A 25386-nucleotide genomic window follows, 5' to 3' on the forward strand; every position below is an offset into this window, starting at 1 on the left:
AACGGCGGACGCTGGCAGGTGCCAGCGCTCGCAGAGGCGCCGCGGCCCTGAGTGAGGTTGCGGCGCCGTCACCGAGCACCGAAGGAGACCACTCCATGAGTCTGAACATTTTCTGGTTCCTGCCGACCCACGGCGACGGCCATTACCTGGGGACCGCCGAGGGCGCGCGCGCCGTCGATCACGGTTACCTGCAGCAGATCGCCCAGGCAGCCGACCGCCTCGGTTTTGGCGGTGTACTGATCCCTACCGGGCGTTCCTGCGAGGACTCCTGGCTGGTGGCCGCTTCGCTGATTCCGGTGACGCAACGCCTGAAATTCCTCGTTGCCCTGCGCCCCGGGATCATTTCCCCGACGGTTGCCGCGCGGCAGGCTGCGACTCTGGACCGACTGTCCAACGGCCGCGCGCTGTTCAACCTGGTGACCGGGGGTGATCCGGACGAGCTGGCCGGCGACGGCCTCAACCTGTCCCACGCCGAACGCTATGAAGCCTCGGTGGAATTCACCCGCATCTGGCGTCGTGTGCTCGAAGGCGAGACCGTCGACTACGACGGTAAGCACATTCAGGTCAAGGGCGCCAAATTACTCTACCCGCCGATCCAGCAGCCGCGTCCGCCGCTGTATTTCGGTGGTTCCTCCGACGCCGCCCAAGACCTCGCCGCCGAGCAGGTCGAGCTGTACCTGACCTGGGGCGAGCCGCCGGCCGCTGTGGCCGAGAAGATCGCTCAGGTGCGCGAGAAAGCTGCGGCCCAGGGCCGGGAAGTGCGCTTCGGCATCCGTCTGCACGTGATCGTGCGTGAGACCAACGAAGAAGCCTGGCAGGCCGCGGACAAACTGATCGCCCATGTCGACGACGAGACCATCGCCCGCGCCCAGGCTTCCCTGGCGCGCTTCGACTCGGTCGGTCAGCAACGCATGGCCGCCCTACATGGCGGCAGCAAGGACAACCTGGAAGTGTCGCCGAACCTCTGGGCCGGGGTCGGTCTGGTGCGTGGCGGTGCGGGCACGGCATTGGTTGGCGATGGCCCGACCGTGGCGGCACGGGTCAAGGAATACGCAGACCTGGGCATCGACACCTTCATCTTCTCCGGTTATCCGCACCTGGAGGAGTCGTACCGGGTCGCCGAGCTGCTGTTCCCGCACCTGGACGTGAACCGTCCGCAGGTGGCCGAAGGGCGTGGTTATGTCAGCCCGTTCGGCGAGATGGTGGCCAACGACATTCTGCCCAAGGCGGCGTCGGCAAGCTGATGTGAGGGAGAGGGGATGGACTGACCGTCCCCATCCGGTGATCGCAACGAATTTCAAAAGGAGCGTTGAGCATGTCGACGCAAACGCTAAACAAGGTAGTTCACCGCCTCGCACCCTGGGCATTGCCCGTGGCGCTGCTGGCGGTCTGGCAGTTGGCCGTGGTGGCCGGGCTGTTGTCCACGCGCATCCTGCCGGCCCCGAGTGCCGTACTGGCGGCGGGCTGGGAGTTGCTGCGCAGTGGCGAGATCTGGACGCACCTGGCCATCAGCGGCTGGCGGGCGGGTATCGGCTTTGCCATCGGTGGCGGCATCGGCCTGGCACTGGGTTTTATCACCGGCCTGTCGAAGTGGGGCGAGCGCCTGCTCGACAGTTCGGTGCAGATGATTCGTAACGTGCCGCACCTGGCGCTGATTCCGCTGGTGATCCTGTGGTTCGGTATCGACGAGAGCGCGAAGATCTTCCTGGTCGCCCTCGGTACGCTGTTCCCGATCTACCTCAACACCTACCACGGCATCCGCAATGTCGACCCGGCGCTGGTGGAAATGGCGCGCAGCTATGGCTTGTCCGGTTTCTCCCTGTTCCGTCAGGTGATCCTGCCGGGTGCCCTGCCATCGATCCTGGTCGGGGTGCGTTTCGCCCTCGGTTTCATGTGGCTGACGCTGATCGTCGCCGAAACCATTTCTGCCAGTTCCGGTATCGGCTACCTGGCGATGAACGCCCGCGAATTCCTGCAGACCGACGTGGTCGTGCTGGCGATCCTGCTTTATGCCGTACTCGGCAAATTGGCCGACGTGGCTGCCCGTGCGCTGGAGCGTATCTGGCTGCGCTGGCACCCGGCCTATCAGGTCAAGGCAGGTGACGCATGACGGCCCTGCATAGCCTCAAGCGCGGTATTCCGCTGGCGATCAAGCATATCCACAAGTCCTTCGGCGAGCGTGAAGTGCTCAAGGACATCGAGTTGCGTATCCCGGCCGGACAGTTCGTTGCGGTGGTCGGCCGCAGTGGCTGCGGCAAAAGCACCTTGCTGCGCCTGCTGGCGGGGCTGGATTTGCCCACCAGTGGCGACCTGCAGGCCGGCAATGGCCCGCTCAGTGCCGCGCGCGAAGACATTCGCCTGATGTTTCAGGACTCGCGCCTGCTGCCCTGGAAACGGGTGATCGACAACGTCGGTCTCGGCCTGTCCGGGGACTGGAAGGCCAAGGCCCGTGAAGCGCTGGAAGCCGTCGGCCTGGCCGACCGTGCCAACGAGTGGCCGGCAGCCTTGTCCGGTGGGCAGAAACAGCGCGTGGCCCTGGCCCGCGCCCTGATTCACCAGCCGCGCCTGCTGCTGCTCGACGAACCACTGGGCGCGCTGGATGCGTTGACGCGCATCGAGATGCAGCAACTGATCGAACGCCTGTGGCAGCAACATGGCTTCACCGTGCTGTTGGTCACCCATGACGTCAGCGAAGCCGTGGCCATCGCCGACCGGGTGATCCTGATCGAGGACGGCGAGATCGGTCTCGATCTGCCGGTCGACCTGCTGCGTCCCCGGCAACGGGGTTCGGCGCGCCTGGCGACGCTGGAGGCCGAAGTACTCAACCGGGTGTTGGCACTGCCGGAGCTGCCGCCACAACCCGATCCTGTTTCACCGCTGCCCACGCAACTGCGTTGGGCGCTCTAGGGCGGATGCCATGCGCATCCATCAGTGTTCCGGTGGGAAACGCCTTGGGCTTTTCCACCCTACCGGGCGGCGATACCCGCTGCTCGCATCCATCAACCGTTAGGAGAAAGACCATGACCATCAAGGCCATCAACGTACGCAATCAGTTCAAAGGCACCATCAAGGAAATCGTCGAAGGCGACGTGCTGTCGGAAATCGACGTGCAGACCGCTGCCGGCATCGTCACGTCGGTCATCACCACCCGTTCCGTGCGCGAGCTGGAGCTGGGCGTGGGCAGCGAAGTGATTGCCTTCGTCAAGTCGACTGAGGTGTCGATCGCCAAGCTCTAAGCGCATGAGCGACCGAGGTAGGGTGCGCGTTGCGCATCCCTGCTCGGTGGTGCGTCACAGCGGTACGTGCGTAGGCAGACTCGGCATCAGTGCGTCGGCCGGTTGTGGGCGGCCGAACCAGTAACCCTGGCCGAGGCTACAGCCGAGTTCACGGAGGAAATTCGCCTGCGCTTCCTGCTCGATGCCTTCGGCAAGTACCCGCAAGCCCAGGCTATGACCGAGGGTGATGACCGCGCGGGCGATGGCGGCATCGTCACTGTCACCCGGCAGCCCCCGAACGAAGCTCTGATCCAGTTTCAGCTTGTCCACCGGTAGGCGCTTGAGCCGGGCAAGCGAGGAGTAGCCGGTACCGAAATCGTCGATTGCCAGGCGCACGCCGAGGGCGCGCAGCTTGTGCAGGCGTTCGAGTGCGTGATCGGGATCATCCATGACGGCACTTTCCGTGACCTCCAGCTCCAGGCAGGCCGGGTCGAGCCCTGTCTCGCCCAGGACCTGGGCGACTTGAAGCTCCAGTTCGCCGCGGCTGAACAGGCGACTGGAAACGTTGACCGCCACGAACTGCAGGGCAATGCCGTCGGCCTGCCACTTGCACAGCTGCTGGCAGGCCTGGCGCAACACCCAGGCATCGATGGCGCCGATCAGGCCGCTGTCTTCGGCCACCGGAATGAACTCGCCCGGCGGCACCAGGCCGCGTTGCGGATGTTGCCAGCGCACCAGGGCTTCGACGCCGAGCATGCGCTTGTCGTCCAGGTGGTGGATCGGCTGGTAGTAGACCCGCAGCTGTCCCTGCTCCAGCGCCTGGCGCAGTTCGACCTCGACCTTGACCCGCTGGCGCGCCTGGGCGGTCATCTCCTGGCTATAGAAGCTGAATGTCTGGCGCCCGCTGCTCTTGGCGCGGAACAGCGCGGAGTCGGCATTGCGCAGCAGTTTCTCCACCGTGTTGCCATCTTCCGGGAACAGGCTGATGCCGATGCTGGCGCTGATGAACAGGGTTTCACTGCCGATGACGAAGGCCTCGGACAGGCTATCGAGGAGCTTCTGTGCCAGGTTCGAGGCCTGGTCGGACTGCACGCAGTCTTCACTGAGCAGACCGAATTCGTCGCCGCCCAGGCGGGCGAGCGTCATGCTTTCGTCGAGGTTGCTGCTCAGGCGCTCGCCGATCAGCTTGAGCAACTGGTCGCCGATGTTGTGGCCGAGGCTTTCGTTGATGATCTGGAAGTGGTCGAGGTCGATCAGCAGTAAGGCTCCACCCCCGGTGCGCTCGCGCCCGGCGCGCTGGATCGCCTGCTCGATCCGCTCGCTGAACAGCAGGCGGTTGGGCAGGGTGGTCAGGGCGTCATGGTGGGCCAGGTAGTCCAGTTCGTGCTGTGACTCCTTGATCGCACTGATGTCGGAGAACACCGCGACGTAATGACTGGGCGTACCGCTTTCATCGTGGATGACCCGGATGCACTGCCACATCGGGAACACTTCGCCGTTCTTACGGCGATTCCAGATTTCCCCACTCCAGGAACCGTGTTGGGCGAGGGCTTTCCATAAGGTCTGATAGAAGACCTTGTCGTGGCGGCCCGACTTGAAGCGCGACGGATTCTGCCCCAGCACTTCGTCCAGTGCGAAGCCGGTGATACGGCTGAAGGCCGGGTTGACGTGAACGATGCGCTGGCGCGTATCGGTGACCAGCACACCTTCCTGGGTACTCTCGAACACGGCGGCGGCTTGGCGCAGGCTTTCTTCGTCGGCGCGGCGCTGGGTGATGTCGATGATGGTGCCGATGAAGCGGGTCAGCTTGCCGCGCGTATCGAACAGGAACTGGCCTCGGGCCTGGATCCAGCGGTAGCTGTCATCCTGGTGGCGCATGCGGAATACGCCGATGTAGTGCTGGCAGCGCTCGTCTATCAGGCTACGCAGGCGTTGCTCGGTAAGTTGGCGGTCTTCGGGGTGCAAACGCTCGGCCCAGGCATTGCGTGTGTCGCCAAAGTCGCTGCGGTTGTAACCAAGAATTTCGCAATAACGCTGCGAATAAAACACTGTTGGCGTGTGTGGCCTGCCAGTCCCACAAGCCTTCCTGAGCCGAGTCCAGCGCGAGGGCCAGACGTTCCTCGCTGCCTTTCATCGCTTCGCGTATCAGCCCCTGTTCGCCAGCGTGCCGGGACAGCACGAGGAACAACAGGCTGCCGGTCAACAGCACGAAAGCCAGGTCCTTGAGCTGTTCGTAGCGATCCAGCAGGTCGTCTTCGACACCCATCGCGACCAGCAGATGGTCACCACCAATGACCCACGCCAAGGCAATGCACAGATAGAGCAGGGTGAGCCGCAGCGGGCTATGGGGAAAATTCATGGAGAGTAGACGGAGCCTGGCTGCGGTGAAATGTGAAGGGGTAGGCATTATAGAGAAGTAACAATCCAGTGCATTCGATTCTAAAGCCGTACTGGTTTTATCTCGGGTGTCGTAGATAATGCGGGAAGGCTCGCTGTTCGGGCCGGTTCTCCTTCCCCGCGAGGCACTACCATCCATGTGGTACAACGGTTTACTCGACCTGTCGGTCTGGCAACTCATCGCCGTGACTCTTGTGATGACGCACATCACCATCGTCAGCGTCACTGTTTATCTTCATCGTTACTCGGCGCACCGTGCGCTGGAGCTGCATCCTGCACTCAAGCATTTCTTCCGTTTCTGGCTGTGGATGACCACCGGCCAGAACACCCGCGAGTGGACGGCCATCCACCGCAAGCACCACGCCAAATGCGAAACCGTCGATGACCCGCACAGCCCGGTGATCAAGGGCCTGGGTACCGTGCTGCGGACCGGTGCCGAGCTGTATCAGGAAGAGGCGAAGAATCCGGAAACCCTGCGTATCTACGGCAAGAACTGCCCGGAAGACTGGGTCGAACGCAACCTATACTCGCGCTTCCCCATGGGCGGCATCATCATCATGGCGATCATCGACCTGGCGCTGTTCGGCGTGCTCGGCATGACCGTCTGGGCCATCCAGATGATGTGGATTCCCGTGTGGGCGGCCGGCGTCATCAATGGCCTCGGCCATGCCGTTGGTTACCGCAACTTCGAATGCCGCGACGCGGCGACCAACCTGGTGCCGTGGGGCATCCTGATTGGCGGCGAGGAGCTGCACAACAACCACCACACCTACCCGAACAGCGCCAAGCTGTCGGTGAAGAAGTGGGAGTTCGACCTGGGTTGGGCCTGGATTCAACTGTTCAGCTTCCTGCGCCTGGCCAAGGTGCAGCGCGTGGCACCCATCGCCCATCGCGTCGAAGGCAAGCGGCACATGGACATGGACACCGCCATGGCCATCCTCAACAACCGTTTCCAGATCATGGCGCAGTACCGCAAGCTGGTGATCAAGCCGCTGGTGAAACAGGAACTGGCCAAGGCCGACGAGTCCGTGCGTCACCTGTTCCGCCGCGCCAAGCGCCTGCTGTCCCGCGAGACCAGCCTGCTCGAGGAACACCACCAACTGCGTATTGCCGCCATGCTCGAACAGAGCCAGGCGCTGAAGGTGATCTACGAGAAGCGCATCGCCCTGCAGCAGATCTGGGTCAAGACCAGCAGCAATGGCCACGATATGCTCGAGGCGATCAAGCAATGGGTGCACGAAGCCGAGGCCAGTGGTATCCAGTCGCTGCGTGATTTCGCCGAGCAGCTCAAGACCTACTCGTTGCGTCCCGCCCAAGCCACGGCTTGAGTCGATACCGTGACAGAAAAGCCCGCCATTGGCGGGCTTTTTGTTTCCGATGATTGCAATTGGCTATCTCGGCGCGCTGCCGTTGATATGCATCAAGTGGAGCCCTCGTTGGCTCGGGCATGGTCAAGAAAAACCTGCCTGCATAACGAGGAGATACTCCCATGCGCACTACCGTCCTGCTGGCTGTCGGACTCTGTCTGAGTTCCACTGCCTGGGCCAGCACCGTGAAAGAACCCATCCAGCCCATCGCTCCCGCTGAGGTCAGCGATCCGGCCAAGGTCGAACTGGGGAAGCAGCTGTTCTTCGATCCGCGCCTGTCGCGCTCCGGCTTCATTTCCTGCAACTCCTGCCACAACCTGAGCATGGGCGGCAGCGACAACCTGCCCACGTCCATCGGTGACCGCTGGCAGGAAGGGCCGATCAACTCGCCCACCGTGCTCAACTCCAGCCTGAACCTGGCGCAGTTCTGGGATGGCCGCGCGGCCGACCTGAAGGAGCAGGCTGCCGGGCCGATCGCCAACCCGAAGGAAATGGCCTTCACCCACATCCTGGCCACCGACGTGCTGCGTTCCATTCCGCAGTACCGTGAGTCGTTCAAGGCGGTGTACAAGACCGATGAGATCACCCTGGATGCGGTGACCGACGCCATCGCCGAATTCGAGAAGACCCTGGTCACGCCGAATTCGCGCTTCGACCTCTGGCTCAAGGGCGATGCCAAGGCCATCAGCGCCGTTGAACTGGAGGGCTATCAGCTGTTCAAGTCGATCGGTTGCGTGGCCTGTCATAACGGCCCGGCAGTAGGCGGCAACTCGTTCCAGAAGATGGGCCTGGTCGAGCCCTACCAGACGAAGAACCCGGCCGAGGGTGTGGCGGGGCTGACCGGCAAGGACGTCGACCGCTTCCGCTTCAAGGTGCCGACCCTGCGTAACGTCGAACTGACTTACCCCTACTTCCACGATGGCGCCTACTGGACGCTTGAAGAGTCGGTCGATGTGATGGCGCGCCTGCAACTGGGACGCAAGCTCAGCGATGACGATATCGGCAAGATCACGGCCTTCCTCAAGACCCTGACCGGCGAGCAGCCCAACTTCCAGATCCCGATACTGCCGCCCTCGACCAACAACACCCCTCGACCTGTGCCTTTCGAGTAACCCGAAACCCGCCGTTAGGCGGGTTTTTTCATGGTGTGCAGGTGATTGTAGAAACCTCGTCTAGTCTTTTGAGACGCGCATCACGCGTATGTCATTTAGCCATGCCCGTATTGCTCTCTAAGGAGTGGAGGTGGTTCATGTTTGGCTCCAGTACTCGTACTGAATTGCAGCGCAGCCAATGCGAACTGGCTATCAGCCAGCAGACATTGGGCGCAATCAAGAAATCCATGGCGATGATCGAATTCACCCCTCAAGGCGAGATCATTGATGCCAACGGACCTTTTCTGGAAACCATGGGTTACGGGTTGAGTGAACTCAAGGACCAACATCATCGGCTGTTCTGCACCCGCGAGCTGGTCGCCAGCGCAGCCTACACCCAGTTCTGGCAGCGCCTGGCCAAGGGCGAAAGCTTCAGTGACCGCTTCATGCGCCTGGCCAAGGGTGGCCGGGAAGTCTGGCTGGAGGCCAGCTACCTGCCTGTGCGCGACGCCACGGGCAATGTCTGCAAGGTCATCAAGGTGGCCACCGATATTTCCGGGCAGGTGCAGGCCGAGCAGCAGCACCAGAGCCTGCTGAATGCGATCAACCGTTCCATGGCGGTGATCGAGTTCAACCTCAAGGGCGAGGTGGTCCAGGCCAACGATAACTTTTCGCACACCATGGGTTATCGCCTGGAAGAAATCCGTGGCAAGCACCACAGCCTGTTCTGCGACCGGCAGGAGGCCGACACGGAAGCCTACCGGCAGTTCTGGCGACGGCTGAATAACGGCGAGTTCATTTCGGACCGCTTCAAGCGCATCGCCAAGTCCGGACAGGTGGTCTGGTTACGTGCCACCTACAACCCGCTGTACGACGCAGCGGGCCGGCTCTATGGCGTGGTCAAGTTCGCCAGTGACATCACCGCCCAGGTCGAGCACCGCGAGGCGGAGGCGGCCGCTGCTCAGCTGGCATTCGATATCGCTCGCGAAACCGATGACAGCGCCGTCAAGGGTGCTGCCACGGTGGAAGAGGCGGTGCAGGTGGTGCGGGGCATCGCCGCCGAGCTGGAGCAGGTCGCGGGCAATATTGGTGCGCTCAACGAGCAATCCGAGCGCATCAGCAGCATCGTTCAGGTCATTCGTGGCATTGCCGAACAGACCAACCTGCTGGCGCTCAACGCGGCCATCGAGGCGGCACGGGCGGGTGAGCAGGGCCGTGGGTTTGCCGTGGTGGCGGATGAGGTGCGCAACCTGGCGGCACGCACCAGCCAGGCCACGGTAGAGATCAACGAGGTGGTACGGCTGAACCATGACCTGGCGCAGCAGGCGGTCGGTGGCATGGACGGCAGCAAGATCAAGGCCGAGCACGGGGTGCAACTGGTCAACCGTGCCGGTGAGGTGATGCTGGATATCCGCGATGAAGCGCAGCGGGTGGTCGATGCCATCAGCCAGTTCACCGAGGCAATGCAGGACTGAGTTCAGCCGCGCGCGACCGTAGGTGCGCAGGTCGTGCGCACCTTTCGGTCGAAGCCCTCAGCGCTGGGGTGCCGGTTGCTGCTGGGTGATGCAATGGATGTTGCCGCCACCGAGCAGGATTTCACGGCCTGGCACCATCACCACCTCATGCTCAGGGAACACACGGGCGAGAATGGCCCGGGCTTCTTCGTCCTTGGGATCGTCGAAGCTCGGTGCGATGATCCCGCCGTTGACGATCAGGAAGTTGACGTAGGAGCCGGCCAGGCGCACAGCCGGGCTGCGCTCCTGGCTGCCGGCAACCAGATCGACCCCGGCGCACTCTTCCTCCGTGGCATGCAGCGGGCCGGGAATCGGCATCTTGTGCACGATCAATTGGCGACCCTTGGCGTCACGGGCGTTTTCCAGCACGCGCATGGCTGCCTGGCAGCGTGGGTAGTTGGGGTCGTTGGCATCGTCGGTCCAGGCCAGCAGCACTTCTCCGGGACGCACGTAGCAGCAGAAGTTGTCGACGTGGCCGTCAGTCTCATCGTTGAACAGGCCATCCGGCAGCCAGATCACGGTATCGACGGCCAGGTGGTCGTGCAGCACCGTTTCGATCTGCTCACGGGTCAGGTGTGGATTGCGATTGCGGTTGAGCAGGCATTCCTCGGTGGTGATCAGGGTGCCTTCGCCATCGACATGGATCGAGCCGCCTTCGAGCACGAAACCTTCGGTGCGGTAACGGTCGCAGCGCTCGATCTCGAGGATCTTGCTGGCCACCTGGTCATCGCGATTCCAGGGCGCATACAGGCCGCCATCGAAGCCACCCCAGGCATTGAAACCCCAGTCCACCCCACGCACCTCGCCGCTGGCGTTGGTGACGAAGGTCGGGCCGGTGTCGCGCACCCAGGCGTCGTCGGTGCTGATTTCCACCAGGCGGATGTTGGCCTGGTCGAGGCGCGCGCGGGCGTTCTCGTACTGGCTGGCGGAGACGCACACGGTCACCGGCTCGAAGCGGGCGATGGCCGTGGCCACGGCGCTGAAAGCCGCCTGCGCCGGTTTGCCACCGAGGCGCCAGTTGTCCGGGCGTTCGGGCCACACCATCCAGGTCTGCTGGTGAGTTGCCCATTCGGCAGGCATGTGAAAGCCGTCGGCGCGGGGAGTACGGGTAAGTGTGGTCATCGGATCTACCTATCTGTGTGCTGCTTGCGCAGGTGTCAGCACGGTGGCTGCTACAAGGGCGTCAGGATTCGAGAGCGCCGTCGAGGGTCTTGAGCGGCCCGTACAGGTTCGGGCGACGATCGCGGAAGCTGCCCCAGGCGCTGCGGATATGTTCGAGCTGGTCGAGATCGAAGCGATGCACCCGCACGCCTTCTTCGCTCTGGTCGAGTTCTTCGACTTTCTCACCGAACTGGTTGGCGATGAACGAGGAGCCATAGAAGGTGATGGTGTAACCGTCCTGCTCTTCCCGGCCGATGCGGTTGCTGGCGACCAGCGGCATCAGGTTAGCACCGGCATGCCCCTGCTGCACCCGCTGCCAGTGCTCGCGCGAGCTGATGGTCGGGTCGTGCGGTTCGCTGCCGATGGCGGTCGGGTAGAACAGAATTTCGGCGCCAAGCAGCGCCATGCTGCGCGCGCACTCGGGGAACCACTGGTCCCAGCAGATACCGACGCCGATCCTGGCGTAGCGGGTGTTCCAGACCTTGAAGCCGGTATCGCCCGGGTTGAAGTAGTACTTCTCGTGGTAGCCGGGGCCATCCGGGATATGACTTTTCCGATAAATGCCGAGGTTCTGGCCGTCGGCATCGATGATGGCGATGCTGTTGAAACGCGCCCGCCCGGCCAGCTCGAAGAAGCTGATCGGCAGCACCACCTGCAGTTCCCTGGCCACATTCTGGAAGTGCCGGATCGCCGGATTGCGCTCGACCGGCGTAGCCAGTTGCAGGTAGTCCGGATTGGGTTTCTGGCAGAAGTACGGTGTTTCGAACAATTCCTGGATCAGGATGATCTGCGCGCCTTTGGCGGCAGCTTCACGCACCAGTTTTTCAGCCTTGGCGATATTCGCGGCGCTATCCCAGGAGCAGGCCATCTGGGTGGCGGCGACGGTAACGAAACGCGACACGGGAACACCTCGCAGCAGGAGTGACGTTATCGGATCGTGGCAGAGGCCGATGACCCCTTGGCGGGTGGCCTGCACGACGCTGGAAAGATTTATATCCGATAAAAATCGATATTTGAAGCGAGTTTAACGTGGTCTTAGCGAATTAATTGGATTTTTATCGAATAAAAATCCAATTAATTCGATGCCAGAGGAGAGCGGGGGTTGGAGGCGAACCGTCAGGACAGCGGTTGCGCGCGCTTTGGCAGGCCAATGGGCAGGTACAGGCCCAGGTAGGCGTCGAAGACACGCATGCCTTCAGCGGCTAGGCGCGGGGTGATTTCGCCGTGCAGTTGCACCGAGCGTGCATAGACCCGATCACCCAGCTCCATGGCCAGGGCGAATACATCGACATCCTCGGGCAGTTGCGGCAAGGGGAAGTGGCGCTCGAACAGGTCCTGCATCAGGCGCCCGAGTTCCAGGTCATGCTGGCGGTCGGCCTGGGTCACTTCGCTCAGGCCGTGTTGCGCGAGGATCAGTTGGCGCGCGGCGCTGTCCTGCGCATAGATCGCCAGCATGCGCTGCTCGACCAGGCGTGAGAGGTCGCGCCAGTCGTGCAGCTCGGCGTGTTCCACGGGCACCTGCAGGCAGGCGCGAAAGGTCGCGTGAATGTCGGCGGTCAGGGCTTCGAGCACGGCTGGCACGCTGGCGAAGAAGTGGTACACCGAGGACGGTGGAATGCCGGCACGCTCGGCAACACTGTAGATCGACAGCCCGGCAAAGCCCTGTTCGCGCAACAGCGTGCGGGCGGCATCGAGAATCTGGGCGATGCGTGCCTGACTGCTGGCGCGGGGTTTGCGAGGTGTGGCGGGGCGGGTCATGCCGATCTCCTGTCCGTGGCTGGCGCTATTGGACGCGAGACAGGCGGGTGAGGCAAGGCGTGTGTGGGTCAACTCGGTCCACAACAGGTGCGCCGTGCGCACCTGTTGTGGCGTGCGAAGTTCTGGACGGTGCCGAGCACGTTGCAACAGCTGTCGAGGCCCGCTCGTGTTCTGCGTGGAAACGCTGTTACAGACGTCGTCCCCGGATCAGGTTCCCACGCTGGAGCGTTGGAACCAGCCCCTTGATCGATGCGAACGGCATTACTGCCCTATGGGGCCTGCTTGCCGTCGCGGAAGGCCTCCCACACCGCGTTGCGGGTGCCAATCAGTTGTTCCGGCAGGCTGTCGAGGGCGAACAGGCGGCGCTTGGTGTCGCGGTCCGGGTAAAGGCCCTTGTCTTCACGCAGGGCTGCGTCGAGGTACTGCGTGGCGTCTGCGTTGCCATTGGGGTAGAGGGTCTCGCTGGTGATCAGCGCCGCCACCTGAGGCTGCAACATGAAGTTGATGAAGGTATGCGCCAGGTCGGCCCGGCTGGCGCTGCTGGGGATGACCAGGTTGTCGATGAACAGCACGGAGCCTTCGCGCGGCACGATGAATTTCACCGGCTGCCCTGCTTGCGCGGCGGCCAGTGCATCACCGGCCCAGGCCAGTGCCAGGCACAGTTTGCCGGTGTTGAGGTCTTCGATGTAACGCTCGCTGTCGACGTAGGCGAGGTGTGGACGCAGGGTCTCGAGCACCTTACCGGCGCGGCGCATGCGCCCTGCCGAGCTGCGTGCGAAGTTGTTGCCCTGATAGTTCATCAGGGTCGACAGCACCTCATCCGGCGCATCCAGCACGCTGATGCCGCAACTGGCGAGCTTGGCGCTCTGTGCGGGATTGAACAGCACGCTCCAGCTGTCCGGTAGCGGCCCACCGTAGGCGGCCTCGGCCTTGGGTGTGTTGATGGCCAGACCCACAGCGCCCCACAGGTAAGGCACGGCATGCCGGTTACTGGGGTCGACTGCGGCGAGCTTGCTCAGCAGTTGCTTGTCCAGGTGACTGCGATTGGGCAGGCGGGCGAAGTCCAGGGGTTGCAGGCGGCCGTCCTTGATCAGGCGCGGCAGGGTGTCGTGCGAGGGGACGGCGATATCGATCTTTTCACCGCTGGCGAGGACTGTTTCCAGCTCTTCGGCGGTGCTGTAGGTGTGGTAGTCGACTTCGATGCCGGTGGCCTTGGTGAAGTCAGCCAGTACCTGTGGCGCGATGTAGTCGTTCCAGTTGTAGACACGGATCGAGTCGGCGGCCACCGCCAGGCTGGGTGCCAGAGCCAGCAGTAGCGGGGCAAGAGCGCGAAACATGAAAACCTCCTTGGTGGTGTGGCGGGCCATGTCACGGCAATGCTTCGCCTGTCCGCGCATGGCAATCGCGGAGCAGGGGCACACTGACAGAAAAATGCGCCGGCTCTACGGCCGGCGTCGGATGGTGCTTATACGGTATGCAAGTACCAGTTGTATTCGAGGTCGGAGATGGTGGTCTCGAACTCCTCCAGCTCGGCTTCCTTACAGGCGACGAAGATGTCGATGTACTTCGGATCGATGTACTTGTTCAGCACTTCGCTGTCGTCCAGCTCGCGCAATGCATCACGCAGGTTGTTCGGCAGGCTCTGTTCCAGTTGCTCGTAGGAGTTGCCTTCGATCGGCTCGCCCGGATCGACCTGATTGGTCAGGCCGTGGTGAATTCCGGCGAGGATCGCCGACATCATCAGGTACGGGTTGGCATCGGCACCGGCCACGCGGTGTTCGATGCGCACCGAGTCCGGGCTGCCGTTCGGTACACGGACGGCCACGGTGCGGTTGTCCACACCCCAGCTTGGCGCGTTCGGCACGTAGAACTGCGCACCGAAGCGGCGGTACGAGTTGACGTTGGGGCAGAGGAAGGCCATCGACGCCGGCATGGTCTCCAGGACACCGCCGATCGCATGACGCAGAGCGGCGTTCTCCAGGGGATCATCAGAGGTGAAGATGTTCTTGCCGGTGGTCTTGTCGAGCAGCGAGATGTGCACGTGCAGACCGTTGCCCGCCTGGCCCGGGTAGGGCTTGGCCATGAAGGTGGTGTCCATCTCATGGTCGTAGGCGATGTTCTTGATCAGGCGCTTGAGCAGCAGGGCGTAGTCACAGGCCTTGATCGCGTCTTCGACGTGATGCAGGTTGACCTCGAACTGGGCCGGGGCGCTTTCCTTGACGATAGCGTCGGCCGGGATGCCTTGCTCTTTCGCGGCTTCGAGCATGTCCTGCAGGCAGTCGACGTATTCGTCGAGGTCATCGATCAGGTACACCTGGGTTGAGATCGGGCGCTTGCCGGACAGGGGAGAACGTGGCGGCTGCGGACGGCCGTTCACGTTCTCCTGGTCGATCAGGTAGAACTCCAGCTCGAAGGCCGCGCAGATGCGCAGGTTCATCTCGTCGAATTTGGCGACCACCTGGCGCAACACTTCGCGCGGGTCGGCAAAGAACGGATTGCCGTCGAGCTCGTGCATGGTCATCAGCAGTTGCGCGGTAGGACGCTTCTGCCAAGGCTCGTTGCACAGGGTGTTGGGAATGGGGAAGCAGATGCGGTCGGCGTCACCGATATCCAGGCCGAGGCCGGTGCTTTCTACGGTGGAGCCATTGATGTCGAGAGCGAAGAGGGAGGCGGGCAGGTTGATGCCCTTTTCATACACTTTATGCAGGCTGTTTCGTTCGATGCGCTTGCCGCGCACCACACCGTTCATATCCGCAATAAGAAGGTCGACGAACAGGACCTCAGGATGTTCCTTAAGGAACGCGTTCGCTTCGTTAAGCTGAACGGCACGCGGGGGTACCGACATGATGCAACACCTTTTTTGTTAAAAATTTCAATCATGCAAATGCACGACTGTGAGTCAATCTTAAAGACCTTTCGCTGTCAATAGCGCCCCATTTTGCCCTTAAATGGGGCTGCGTGGCCATTTTTGGGGCGTTTAGGCCTGGTTTTCATCCTTTTCTGCGGTTCCTTCCAAGGTTGCTCAGTGGGGTGTGTTCAATTTTTTACGACCCTATTGTGTAAAAAAATGAACAAGGCTAATCTCGGGATCAACCTCATAACAGCAATAAAACAGGTGCTCCATGTCTCGCCTGCCGTTGATCGGCGTCACCACCTGCAGCAAGCAGATCGGCTCTCATCCTTATCATATCGTCGGCGATAAATACGTCCGCGCCGTAGCGGTTGGTGCCGGGGGCGTACCGCTGGTGATCCCCTCGCTGGGCGAATTGATCGACCAAGAGACCCTGCTCGAAACCCTGGATGGCCTGCTGCTTACCGGCTCGCCGTCGAATGTCGAACCCCACTATTACAACGGTCCGGCCAGTGCCCCCGGGACCCAGCATGACCCGGCTCGCGACCAGACCACGCTGCCGCTGATCCGCCGGGTCATCGAGGCCGGTATCCCGCTGTTGGGTATCTGCCGTGGTTTCCAGGAAATCAACGTCGCCCTCGGCGGCAGCCTGCACCAGTCGGTGCATGAAGTCGACGGACTGATGGACCACCGCGAGCCGGACGATCAGCCGCTCGAGGTGCAATACGCTCCCAGCCATCCGCTGCACGTGCAGCCGGGCGGTGTACTCTCCGGCCTCGGCTTGCCGGACGAGATTGAAGTCAACTCCATTCATGGCCAGGGCGTTCAGCGTCTGGCGCCGGGCCTTCGCGTAGAAGCACTGGCGCCTGACGGGTTGGTCGAAGCCTTCTCCGTCGAAGGTGCGCCAAGTTTCGCGCTCGGGGTGCAATGGCACCCGGAGTGGCAGGTGCGATCCAACCCGAATTATCTCGCCATCTTCCAGGCCTTTGGTGAGGCTTGCAGGAAGAGGGCGGGGCAACGCTGAACCGACTATATAAAGAGTCGGTTCTACAACCCCGAGGTCTTTATGACTAGCAAGCTCGACCGGCTGACCAGCTGGCTGAAAGAACGCAAAATCACCGAAGTAGAATGTTTGATCAGCGACCTTACCGGCATCGCCCGCGGCAAGATTTCGCCGACCAACAAGTTCCTCGACGAAAAAGGCATGCGCCTCCCCGAGAGTGTGCTGCTGCAAACCGTGACCGGCGACTACGTCGAGGATGACATTTATTACGAGCTGCTCGACGAGGCGGACATCGATATGTTCTGCCGTCCAGACGAGAACGCCGTGTTCCTAGTGCCCTGGGCCATCGAGCCGACCGCGATGGTGATCCACGACACCTTCGACAAGCAGGGCAACCCGATCGAGCTGTCGCCGCGCAACATCCTCAAGAACATCCTCAAGCTCTACGCCGCCAAGGGTTGGAAAGCCATCGTCGCGCCGGAGATGGAGTTCTACCTGACCAAGCGCAACAGCGACCCGGACTTCCCGCTGGTGGCGCCGATGGGTCGCTCCGGGCGCCCGGAAGTGGGCCGTCAGTCGTTTTCCATCGACGCGGCCAACGAATTCGACCCGTTGTTCGAAGATGTCTACGACTGGTGCGAGCTGCAGGATCTGGACCTCGACACGCTGATTCACGAAGACGGCCCGGCGCAGATGGAGATCAACTTCCGTCACGGCGACGCCCTGCACCTGGCCGACCAGATCACCGTGTTCAAGCGCACCATGCGCGAAGCGGCGCTCAAACATGATGTGGCGGCGACCTTCATGGCCAAGCCCATCACCGACCAGCCCGGCAGTGCCATGCACATTCACCAGAGTGTGGTGGACGCCAAGACGGGCAAGAACCTGTTCTCCAACGCGGACGGGACCATGAGCGAGCTGTTCCTGCACCACATTGGTGGCCTGCAGAAGTACATCCCCGAGCTGTTGCCGCTGTTCGCACCGAACGTCAACTCGTTCCGCCGCTTCCTGCCGGACACCTCGGCACCCGTGAACGTCGAGTGGGGCGAGGAGAACCGCACTGTCGGCCTGCGCGTACCGGAAGCCGGCCCGCAGAACCGCCGCGTGGAGAATCGTCTGGCGGGCGCCGACGCCAACCCGTACCTGGTTCTGGCCGCCTCGCTGCTGTGCGGCTACATCGGCATGGTCGAAGGCCTGAAACCCAGTGCGCCGGTGAAGGGCCGTGGCTATGAGCGCCGCAACCTGCGCCTGCCGGTGACCATCGAAAGTGCGCTGGAGCGTATGGAAGCCTGCAAGGACGCGGAAAAGTACCTGGGTGAGAAATTCATCCGCGGGTATGTCGCGGTCAAGCGGGCCGAGCATGAGAACTTCAAGCGGGTGATCAGCTCCTGGGAGCGTGAATTCCTGCTGCTATCCGTTTGATCTTGACGGGTGCCGGCGCGTGATCCGCCCGGCACCTTGGTGTAACTCTGAGGTGACTATGACCGAGCAAGCGAACAACCCGAAAACCCGCGAATGGCAGGCCATGAGCCGTGAGCACCATATCGCGCCGTTCAGCGACTACAAGCAGCTGCACGAACAGGGTCCGCGCATCATCACCAAGGCCGACGGTGTCTACCTGTGGGACAGCGAAGGCAACAAGATTCTCGACGGCATGGCCGGCCTGTGGTGCGTGGCCGTCGGCTATGGCCGAGAAGAGCTGGTGCAGGCAGCGGCCACGCAGATGCGTGAGCTGCCGTTCTACAACACCTTCTTCCAGACCGCTCACCCGCCGGTACTGGAGCTGTCCAAGGCCATCGCCGACGTCGCGCCCAAGGGCATGAACCATGTGTTCTTCACCGGCTCCGGCTCCGAAGGCAACGACACCATGCTGCGCATGGTCCGCCATTACTGGGCGCTGAAGGGCAAGCCGAGCAAGAAAGTCATCATCAGCCGCAAGAACGGCTACCACGGCTCCACGGTGGCCGGCGCGAGCCTGGGCGGCATGACCTACATGCACGAGCAGGGCGACCTGCCGATTCCAGGCATCGTGCACATCGCCCAGCCCTACTGGTTCGGTGAAGGCGGCGACATGAGCCCGGACGAGTTCGGTACCTGGGCCGCCAACGAGCTGGAGAAGAAGATTCTCGAGGTGGGCGAGGACAACGTCGCGGCCTTCATCGCCGAGCCAATTCAGGGCGCCGGTGGCGTGATCATCCCGCCGGATACCTACTGGCCACGCATCCGCGAGATCCTCGCCAAGTACGACATCCTGTTCGTCGCCGATGAGGTGATCTGCGGCTTCGGGCGTACCGGTGAGTGGTTCGGCAGCGACTATTTCGGCAACACGCCGGACCTGATGACCATCGCCAAGGGCCTGACCAGCGGCTACGTGCCCATGGGCGGCCTGATCGTCAGCGACAAGGTGTTCCAGGTCATCAACGATGGTGGCGACTTTAACCATGGCTTCACGTACTCCGGGCATCCTGTGGCAGCAGCCGTCGGCCTGGAGAACATCCGCATTCTGCGCGACGAGAAAATTGTCGAGCGGGTAAAAGCCGAAACGGCACCGTATTTGCAAAAGCGTTTGCGTGAACTGGCGGATCATCCGCTGGTGGGTGAGGTACGTGGAGTGGGCATGCTCGGCGCCATCGAACTGGCAAAGAACAAGCAAACACGCGAACGTTTTCCCAGCGAAACGGGCGTCGGCATGATTTGCCGCGGCCATTGCTTCGATAACGGACTGATCATGCGCGCCGTTGGCGACACCATGATCATCGCGCCACCGCTGGTCATCAGCAAAAACGAGATCGACGAACTGATCGAGAAAGCACGCAAGTGCCTCGATCTCACCGCACAAGCTGTACAAGGTTGAGACTTGAGTGACATGCCATACCTTGCCAGACTGCGACGGTGCGTTGGCCAGGCTCACCGGAGGGTGCGTTGCCGTGGCGGCGCAACCCCGGATACTACAAATGAAAAAGGGAGCTAACCCGCATGATCAAGACTTTCGGTAAAACGTTGCTCGCCATGACCATGGTGGGCGCTGTGGCCGGTATGGCGCAGGCCGACAACAAGGTATTGCACGTCTACAACTGGTCGGACTACATCGCACCGGACACCCTGGACAAGTTCACCAAGGAAACCGGCATCAAGGTCGTCTACGACGTCTTCGACAGCAACGAAGTACTGGAAGCCAAACTGCTGGCGGGTAGCTCGGGCTACGACATCGTCGTGCCGTCCAACCCGTTCCTGGCCAAGCAGATCAAGGCGGGCGTGTTCCAGAAGCTGGATCGCGCCAAGCTGCCGAACTGGAAGAACCTGGACACCACCCTGCTCAAGGCGCTTGAGCCGAGCGATCCGGGCAACCAGTACTCCATTCCTTACATGTGGGGCACCATCGGCATCGGCTACAACGTCGATAAGGTCAAGGCCGTACTCGGCGACAACGCACCGGTCGATTCCTGGGACCTGGTGTTCAAGCCGGAAAATATTGCCAAGCTGAAAGAGTGCGGTGTCGCGTTCATCGATTCGCCGACCGAAATCCTGCCGGCCGCCCTGCACTACCTGGGCTACAAGACCGACAGCAGCGATCCGAAAGAGCTGAAAGCCGCCGAGGACCTGTTCCTCACGATTCGCAAGAGCATCACCTACTTCCACTCCTCGAAGTACATCGGTGACCTGGCCAACGGCAACATCTGCGTCGCCATTGGTTACTCGGGTGACATCTACCAGGCCAAATCCCGTGCGGAAGAAGCCAAGAATGGCGTGAAGGTTTCCTACAACATTCCGAAGGAAGGCGCAGGCAGCTTCTTCGACATGCTGGCCGTGCCGAAAGATGCCAAGAACCCCGAAGGCGCCCACATCTTCCTCAACTACCTGATGAAGCCTGAAGTGATCGCCGAGATCGGTAACTTCACCCAGTTCCCTACCGGCAACGCTGCTGCCGTTCCGCTGGCTGACGAAGCCCTGCGCAACGACCCGGGCGTATACCCGCCGCACGAAGTGCTGGAGAAGATCTACACCTTCCCGGATCTGCCGGCCAAGGTGCAGCGCACCATGACCCGCAGCTGGACCAAGATCAAGTCCGGTAAATAATGCAGACACCCTCCGGCGGGTGCTCCCGCCGGAGCCCTGCCAGGAGGGCTTCATGCACCAACCCGCAATTGCCTGTCGTTATCCACGAGCCCCCACACAGCTTCGTGCGCGGACGGCTGGGTGCGTCCTGCGGCAAGGTGCCCCCGTTTCACAACCCCGGCCGTCGGCAGCGGCTGCGAAAAATCAACAAGAATGAGGACTGACGTGTGCAAACCTTCTTGCGCAAAACCCTGATCGCAACGGCCGCTACGCTGGGGCTGGCTGGCACTGTCCAGGCCGCACCTACCGTGCATATCTACAACTGGACCGACTACATCGGTGAAACCACCCTGGCCGACTTCAAAAAGGCCACCGGCATCAACACCGGCTACGACGTGTTCGACTCCAACGAGACCCTGGAAGGCAAGCTCCTCGCTGGCCGTACCGGCTATGACGTGGTCGTGCCGTCCAACCATTTCCTCGGCAAGCAGATCAAGGCCGGGGCGTTCCAGAAGCTCGACCGCAAGCAACTGCCGAACTGGCAGAACCTCGACCCGGCGCTGCTCAAGCAGCTGGAAAAGAACGATCCGGGCAACCAGTATTCCGTCCCCTACCTGTGGGGCACCAATGGCATCGGCTACAACGTCGAGAAGATCAAGCAGGTGCTGGGTGTCGACCATATCGACTCCTGGGCCGCGGTCTTCGAGCCGGAAAACATGAAGAAGCTCAGCGCCTGCGGCGTGGCCTTCCTCGACTCGCCGGATGAAATGATCCCGGCGATGCTCAACTACCTGGGCCTGGACCCCAACAGCACCAACCTCGATGACTACAAGAAGGCCGAGGAGAAACTGCTGGCTGTGCGTCCCTACGTGACCTACTTCCATTCCTCCAAGTACATCGGTGACCTGGCCAACGGTGACATCTGCGTCGCCACCGGTTTCTCCGGTGACATCCTGCAGGCTGCTGACCGTGCCGACGAAGCCGGCAAGGGCGTCGAGATCGCCTACAGCATTCCCAAGGAAGGCGCGAACCTGTGGTTCGACATGCTCGCTGTTCCGGTCGACGCGAAGAATGTCACCGAGGCCCATGCCTTCATCAACTACCTGCTCGACCCGGAGGTGATCGCCAAAGTCAGCGACTATGTCGGTTACGCCAACCCGAACGTCAAGGCCGGCGAGTTCATGGACCCCGAGGTTCGCAACGACGAGTCCGTTTACCCCCCGCAAGCGGTGCTGGATAATCTGTTCGTCTCCTCCGAATTGCCTGCAAACGTGCAACGCGCGATGACCCGCAGCTGGACCAAAGTCAAGTCGGGTAAGTGATCCCCTTTGCCCGGCGTAGTGTGCCGGGCCCTATTTCGTTCCGGGAGTTTTGGAAATGGCAGTTGCCTCCAGCGCCTACAAGAAAGCCCTTGAGGGCAGCCAGCAACCGAAAGAGGTGCTGGTCAAAATCGATCGCGTAACCAAGAAGTTCGACGAAACCATCGCTGTCGATGACGTTTCGCTGACCATCAACAAGGGCGAGATCTTCGCCCTGCTCGGTGGCTCCGGCTCCGGCAAATCGACGCTGCTGCGCATGCTCGCCGGCTTCGAGCGCCCGACCGAGGGCCGCATCCTGCTCGATGGCGTCGACATCACCGACATGCCGCCCTACGAGCGGCCGATCAACATGATGTTCCAGTCCTACGCGCTGTTCCCGCACATGACCGTGGCGCAGAACATCGCCTTTGGCCTGAAGCAGGACAAGATGCCCCAGGACCAGATCGACGAGCGCGTGGCGGAGATGCTCAAGCTGGTGCACATGACCCAGTACGCCAAGCGCAAGCCGCACCAGCTGTCCGGAGGCCAGCGTCAGCGCGTGGCCCTGGCGCGCTCGCTGGCCAAGAGCCCCAAGCTGCTACTGCTTGATGAGCCGATGGGCGCGCTGGACAAGAAGCTGCGTTCGCAGATGCAACTGGAGCTGGTCGAGATCATCGAGCGCGTTGGCGTGACCTGCGTGATGGTGACCCACGACCAGGAAGAGGCCATGACCATGGCCCAGCGCATCGCCATCATGCACCTCGGCTGGATCGCCCAGACCGGCAGCCCGGTGGACATCTACGAGACCCCGGCTAGCCGCCTGGTCTGCGAGTTCATCGGTAACGTCAACCTGTTCGACGGCGCCATCACCAAGGATGACGCCGACCACGCGATCATCGACTGCCCGCAGCTGGACAAGCCCATCTACATCGGCCACGGCATCACCACTCGCGCCGAAGACAAGCGCGTGAGCTACGCCCTGCGTCCGGAAAAGCTGCTGATGGCCACCGAACTGCCGGCCGACCACGAGCACCCCGACTACAACTGGTCCACCGGCACCGTGCACGATATCGCCTACCTCGGCGGCCACTCGGTGTACTACATCAAGCTGGCATCCGGGCAGATCGTCCAATCCTTCATCGCCAACGCCGAACGCCGTGGCAAGCGACCGACCTGGGACGATCACGTCGTCGTGTACTGGGAGGATGACAGTGGCGTGGTACTGCAGTCATGAACAGACTCGCACTCACCTCCATCAGCCGGGGTAGCCAACTGGTCGGCGCGTTGCTGCTCGCCCTGGCCGTGCTCACCCTGTTCAACCTGACCACCTCGGGCACCACCTTCTGGGCCGCCCTGGGGCAGTCGTTCAATCAACTGTGCAACCTGGTTGTCGGCCTTGCCGTGCTGGTTGCCATCTATGCCGTCGTGACGCTGCTGTTCAGCCGCTTCAGCGGCCTGCGCGTCGGTCGTGCGGCGGTCGTCAGTGGGCCGTTCCTGTGGCTGTTCCTGTTCTTCCTGCTGCCGTTCTTCATCGTCCTGAAGATCAGCTTCGCGGAAGCTGACGTGGCCATTCCGCCGTACACCGAGATCTACAGCTACGCCGAACAGAAGCTGGATATTGTCCTCAACCTGGGCAACTACCTGTTCCTGGGCGAAGACGAACTGTACCTGGCGGCGTACCTCGGCTCGCTGAAGATCGCCTTCTTCAGCACCATCTTGTGCCTGCTGATCGGCTACCCGATGGCCTATGCCATCGCCCGGGCCCGCAAGGAAAGCCAGACCACCCTGCTGCTGCTGATCATGATGCCGACCTGGACGGCGATCCTGATCCGCGTGTACGCCTGGATGGGCATCCTCAGCAACAATGGCCTGCTCAATGGCTTCCTGCTGTGGACCGGCTTGATCAGCGAACCGCTGCAGATCCTCAACACCAACATCGCGGTGTACATCGGCGTGGTCTATTCGTACCTGCCGTTCATGATCCTGCCGCTGTTCGCCAACCTGGTGAAGCACGACCACACCCTGCTGGAAGCGGCTTCCGATCTGGGTTCGAGCAACTTCAACAACTTCTGGAAGATCACCGTGCCGCTGTCCAAGAACGGCATCATTGCCGGCAGCATGCTGGTGTTCATCCCGGTGGTCGGTGAATTCGTCATCCCCGAGCTGCTCGGCGGGCCGGAAACGCTGATGATCGGCAAGGTGTTGTGGCAAGAGTTCTTCAACAACCGCGACTGGCCGGTAGCCTCTGCGCTGGCGGTGGTCATGCTGGCGATCCTGATCATCCCGATCATCCTGTTCAACCGTAACCAAGCCAAGGAACTGGAGGGCAGGGTATGAATCATCTGACTGGATCCGTCCCGACCATCCTGTTCAACCGGCTTTCCAACCAGAAGCAGAGCCAAGGAACTGGAGAGCAGGGTATGAATCATCTGACGAGGTTGTCCCGATCATCCTGTTCAACCGGCTCTCCAACCAGAAGCAGAGCCAAAGAACTGGAGGGCAGGGTATGAAGAACTTCAGGTTCTCCACGTTCATGCTGTGGGCCGGTCTGTTGTTCATCTACCTGCCCATGCTCATCCTGGTCATCTACTCGTTCAACGCCTCCAAGCTGGTGACGGTATGGGGGGGCTGGTCGGTGAAGTGGTACGTCGGCCTGCTCGACAACCGGCAACTGATCGGTGCCGTACTGCGCTCCCTGGAAATCGCCTGCTACACCGCCATCGCGGCGGTGGCGCTGGGCACCATGGCAGCGTTCGTGCTCACCCGCATCCCACGCTTCAAGGGGCGCACGCTGTTCGGTGGCCTGGTTACCGCGCCGCTGGTCATGCCCGAAGTGATCACCGGTCTGTCGCTGCTGCTGCTGTTCGTGGCCATGGCTCAATTAATTGGCTGGCCGCAGGAGCGAGGCATCGTCACCATCTGGATCGCCCACACCACCTTCTGCTCGTCCTACGTGGCGATTGTGGTGTCGGCACGGCTGCGCGAGCTGGACCTGTCCATCGAAGAGGCCGCCATGGACCTGGGCGCGCGCCCATGGAAGGTGTTCTTCCTGATCACCATCCCGATGATCGCGCCCTCGCTGGCGGCCGGTGCGATGATGTCCTTCGCCCTGTCGCTGGATGACCTGGTACTGGCCAGCTTCGTATCCGGTCCGGGCTCGACGACCCTGCCAATGGAAGTGTTCTCCGCCGTGCGCCTCGGTGTGAAGCCGGAGATCAACGCCGTGGCCAGCCTGATCCTGCTGGTGGTGTCGATGTTCACCTTCCTCGCCTGGTTCTTCGCCCGCCGCTCCGAAGAAAAGCGCAAACGCGCGATTCAGCAAGCCATGGACGAAACCACCAGCGAAACTTGGTCGGGCAAGACCGCCTGACAGCGTGTCGAGCAAACAAAAAGGGCCACTGATGTGGCCCTTTTCATTTAGTACAGCGCTCGTAGGGGGCGCTGTGCGTACCGGATTTGAAGCTGCTCGTGTTACGGAGGCAGGATATGGCGCAGCCGCTTTATTACCTACCTGAATGCAATTATTCGTAACAGTGATAAGCCTGATTTGTTCTGTGAATTTTGTTGATCTGCATCACAATTCTTTCAATTGAAAGGCGTTCTTATTGCGCCGTCGACACACTTTGATAAGAATGCCATCCCCGTCATGATGTCGGAAAGCCAGTATTCTCCAGG

At 61.7% G+C, this 25386-nt stretch carries 20 protein-coding genes and 1 pseudogene; 15 read left to right on the top strand and 6 right to left on the bottom strand.

Translation table 11 applies throughout. The features are described 5' to 3' along the window. Positions 1-95: 95 nt before the first annotated feature. From ssuD to ACWPW0_RS00960, 4 genes are all read left to right on the top strand, one after another. The gene (gene ssuD, locus ACWPW0_RS00945) at positions 96-1244 is read left to right on the top strand and encodes an FMNH2-dependent alkanesulfonate monooxygenase (protein ID WP_447588134.1); all 1149 of its coding nucleotides are present in this window, start codon (positions 96-98) and stop codon (positions 1242-1244) included. A gap of 71 nt (positions 1245-1315) precedes the next feature. Then, positions 1316-2110 (top strand): aliphatic sulfonate ABC transporter permease SsuC, encoded by a 795-nt coding sequence (ssuC, locus tag ACWPW0_RS00950; RefSeq protein WP_447588136.1) that lies wholly within the window; start codon positions 1316-1318, stop codon positions 2108-2110. Beyond that, positions 2107-2907, top strand: coding sequence for an aliphatic sulfonates ABC transporter ATP-binding protein (ssuB, locus tag ACWPW0_RS00955; protein WP_454254149.1), 801 nt, complete (start codon positions 2107-2109; stop codon positions 2905-2907). Before ssuC ends, ssuB begins: the two co-directional genes overlap by 4 nt. 113 nt (positions 2908-3020) lie before the next feature. Further along, positions 3021-3236, top strand: coding sequence for a TOBE domain-containing protein (locus ACWPW0_RS00960; RefSeq protein WP_013793202.1), 216 nt, complete (start codon positions 3021-3023; stop codon positions 3234-3236). Positions 3237-3290: 54 nt separating this feature from the next. Here the strand turns inward: ACWPW0_RS00960 and dibA are convergent. Beyond that, positions 3291-5394, bottom strand: a pseudogene (dibA, locus tag ACWPW0_RS00965) (phosphodiesterase DibA). A gap of 355 nt (positions 5395-5749) precedes the next feature. Between dibA and desA the strand changes: the two are divergent. The 3 genes from desA (at position 5750) to ACWPW0_RS00980 (ending at position 9545) form a co-directional block, all read left to right on the top strand. Further along, a complete protein-coding gene (gene desA / locus ACWPW0_RS00970; RefSeq protein ID WP_454254150.1) occupies positions 5750-6940 on the top strand; it encodes a delta-9 fatty acid desaturase DesA in 1191 nt (396 codons plus the stop codon). 161 nt (positions 6941-7101) lie between these two features. Continuing rightward, complete coding sequence (locus tag ACWPW0_RS00975; RefSeq protein WP_454254151.1) at positions 7102-8091, top strand: cytochrome-c peroxidase; 990 nt, start codon at positions 7102-7104, stop codon at positions 8089-8091. Between the two features lie 137 nt (positions 8092-8228). Further along, complete coding sequence (locus ACWPW0_RS00980; protein WP_447588146.1) at positions 8229-9545, top strand: methyl-accepting chemotaxis protein; 1317 nt, start codon at positions 8229-8231, stop codon at positions 9543-9545. A 57-nt stretch (positions 9546-9602) separates the two neighbouring features. On the opposite strand, the gene aguA is transcribed toward ACWPW0_RS00980, so the two are convergent. From aguA to ACWPW0_RS01005, 5 genes are all read right to left on the bottom strand, one after another. Continuing rightward, on the bottom strand, positions 9603-10706 hold the full coding sequence (aguA, locus tag ACWPW0_RS00985; protein WP_447588147.1) for an agmatine deiminase: 1104 nt from the start codon (positions 10704-10706) through the stop codon (positions 9603-9605). A gap of 61 nt (positions 10707-10767) precedes the next feature. After that, positions 10768-11646, bottom strand: coding sequence for an N-carbamoylputrescine amidase (gene aguB, locus ACWPW0_RS00990; protein WP_454254152.1), 879 nt, complete (start codon positions 11644-11646; stop codon positions 10768-10770). A 215-nt stretch (positions 11647-11861) separates the two neighbouring features. Then, entirely contained in the window at positions 11862-12503 is a 642-nt protein-coding gene (locus tag ACWPW0_RS00995; protein WP_447588151.1) for a TetR/AcrR family transcriptional regulator, read from the bottom strand. 269 nt (positions 12504-12772) lie between these two features. After that, the gene (locus tag ACWPW0_RS01000; protein WP_447588152.1) at positions 12773-13840 is read right to left on the bottom strand and encodes an extracellular solute-binding protein; all 1068 of its coding nucleotides are present in this window, start codon (positions 13838-13840) and stop codon (positions 12773-12775) included. A 128-nt stretch (positions 13841-13968) separates the two neighbouring features. Continuing rightward, positions 13969-15348, bottom strand: a complete 1380-nt coding sequence (locus ACWPW0_RS01005; RefSeq protein WP_447588153.1) for a glutamine synthetase family protein — start codon at positions 15346-15348, stop codon at positions 13969-13971. Positions 15349-15625: 277 nt separating this feature from the next. On the opposite strand from ACWPW0_RS01005, the gene ACWPW0_RS01010 reads away from it, so the two are divergent. From ACWPW0_RS01010 to ACWPW0_RS01045, 8 genes are all read left to right on the top strand, one after another. After that, complete coding sequence (locus ACWPW0_RS01010) at positions 15626-16378, top strand: gamma-glutamyl-gamma-aminobutyrate hydrolase family protein (protein WP_454254153.1); 753 nt, start codon at positions 15626-15628, stop codon at positions 16376-16378. Between the two features lie 42 nt (positions 16379-16420). Beyond that, entirely contained in the window at positions 16421-17779 is a 1359-nt protein-coding gene (locus ACWPW0_RS01015; RefSeq protein ID WP_454254154.1) for a glutamine synthetase family protein, read from the top strand. Positions 17780-17837: 58 nt separating this feature from the next. Beyond that, positions 17838-19211, top strand: a complete 1374-nt coding sequence (locus ACWPW0_RS01020; RefSeq protein WP_447588157.1) for an aspartate aminotransferase family protein — start codon at positions 17838-17840, stop codon at positions 19209-19211. 122 nt (positions 19212-19333) lie between these two features. Continuing rightward, positions 19334-20434: a polyamine ABC transporter substrate-binding protein gene (locus ACWPW0_RS01025; protein WP_454254155.1), complete on the top strand. Its 1101-nt coding sequence runs from the start codon at positions 19334-19336 to the stop codon at positions 20432-20434. A gap of 206 nt (positions 20435-20640) precedes the next feature. Then, entirely contained in the window at positions 20641-21735 is a 1095-nt protein-coding gene (locus tag ACWPW0_RS01030; protein ID WP_447588161.1) for a polyamine ABC transporter substrate-binding protein, read from the top strand. A 55-nt stretch (positions 21736-21790) separates the two neighbouring features. After that, positions 21791-22945, top strand: a complete 1155-nt coding sequence (gene potA, locus ACWPW0_RS01035; protein ID WP_447588163.1) for a polyamine ABC transporter ATP-binding protein — start codon at positions 21791-21793, stop codon at positions 22943-22945. 221 nt (positions 22946-23166) lie between these two features. Beyond that, a complete protein-coding gene (locus tag ACWPW0_RS01040; protein WP_454256681.1) occupies positions 23167-24048 on the top strand; it encodes an ABC transporter permease subunit in 882 nt (293 codons plus the stop codon). Between the two features lie 169 nt (positions 24049-24217). Further along, positions 24218-25081: an ABC transporter permease subunit gene (locus ACWPW0_RS01045; protein ID WP_447588165.1), complete on the top strand. Its 864-nt coding sequence runs from the start codon at positions 24218-24220 to the stop codon at positions 25079-25081. Positions 25082-25386: the final 305 nt, after the last annotated feature.

The organism is Pseudomonas sp. Marseille-Q8238, assembly GCF_965111915.1.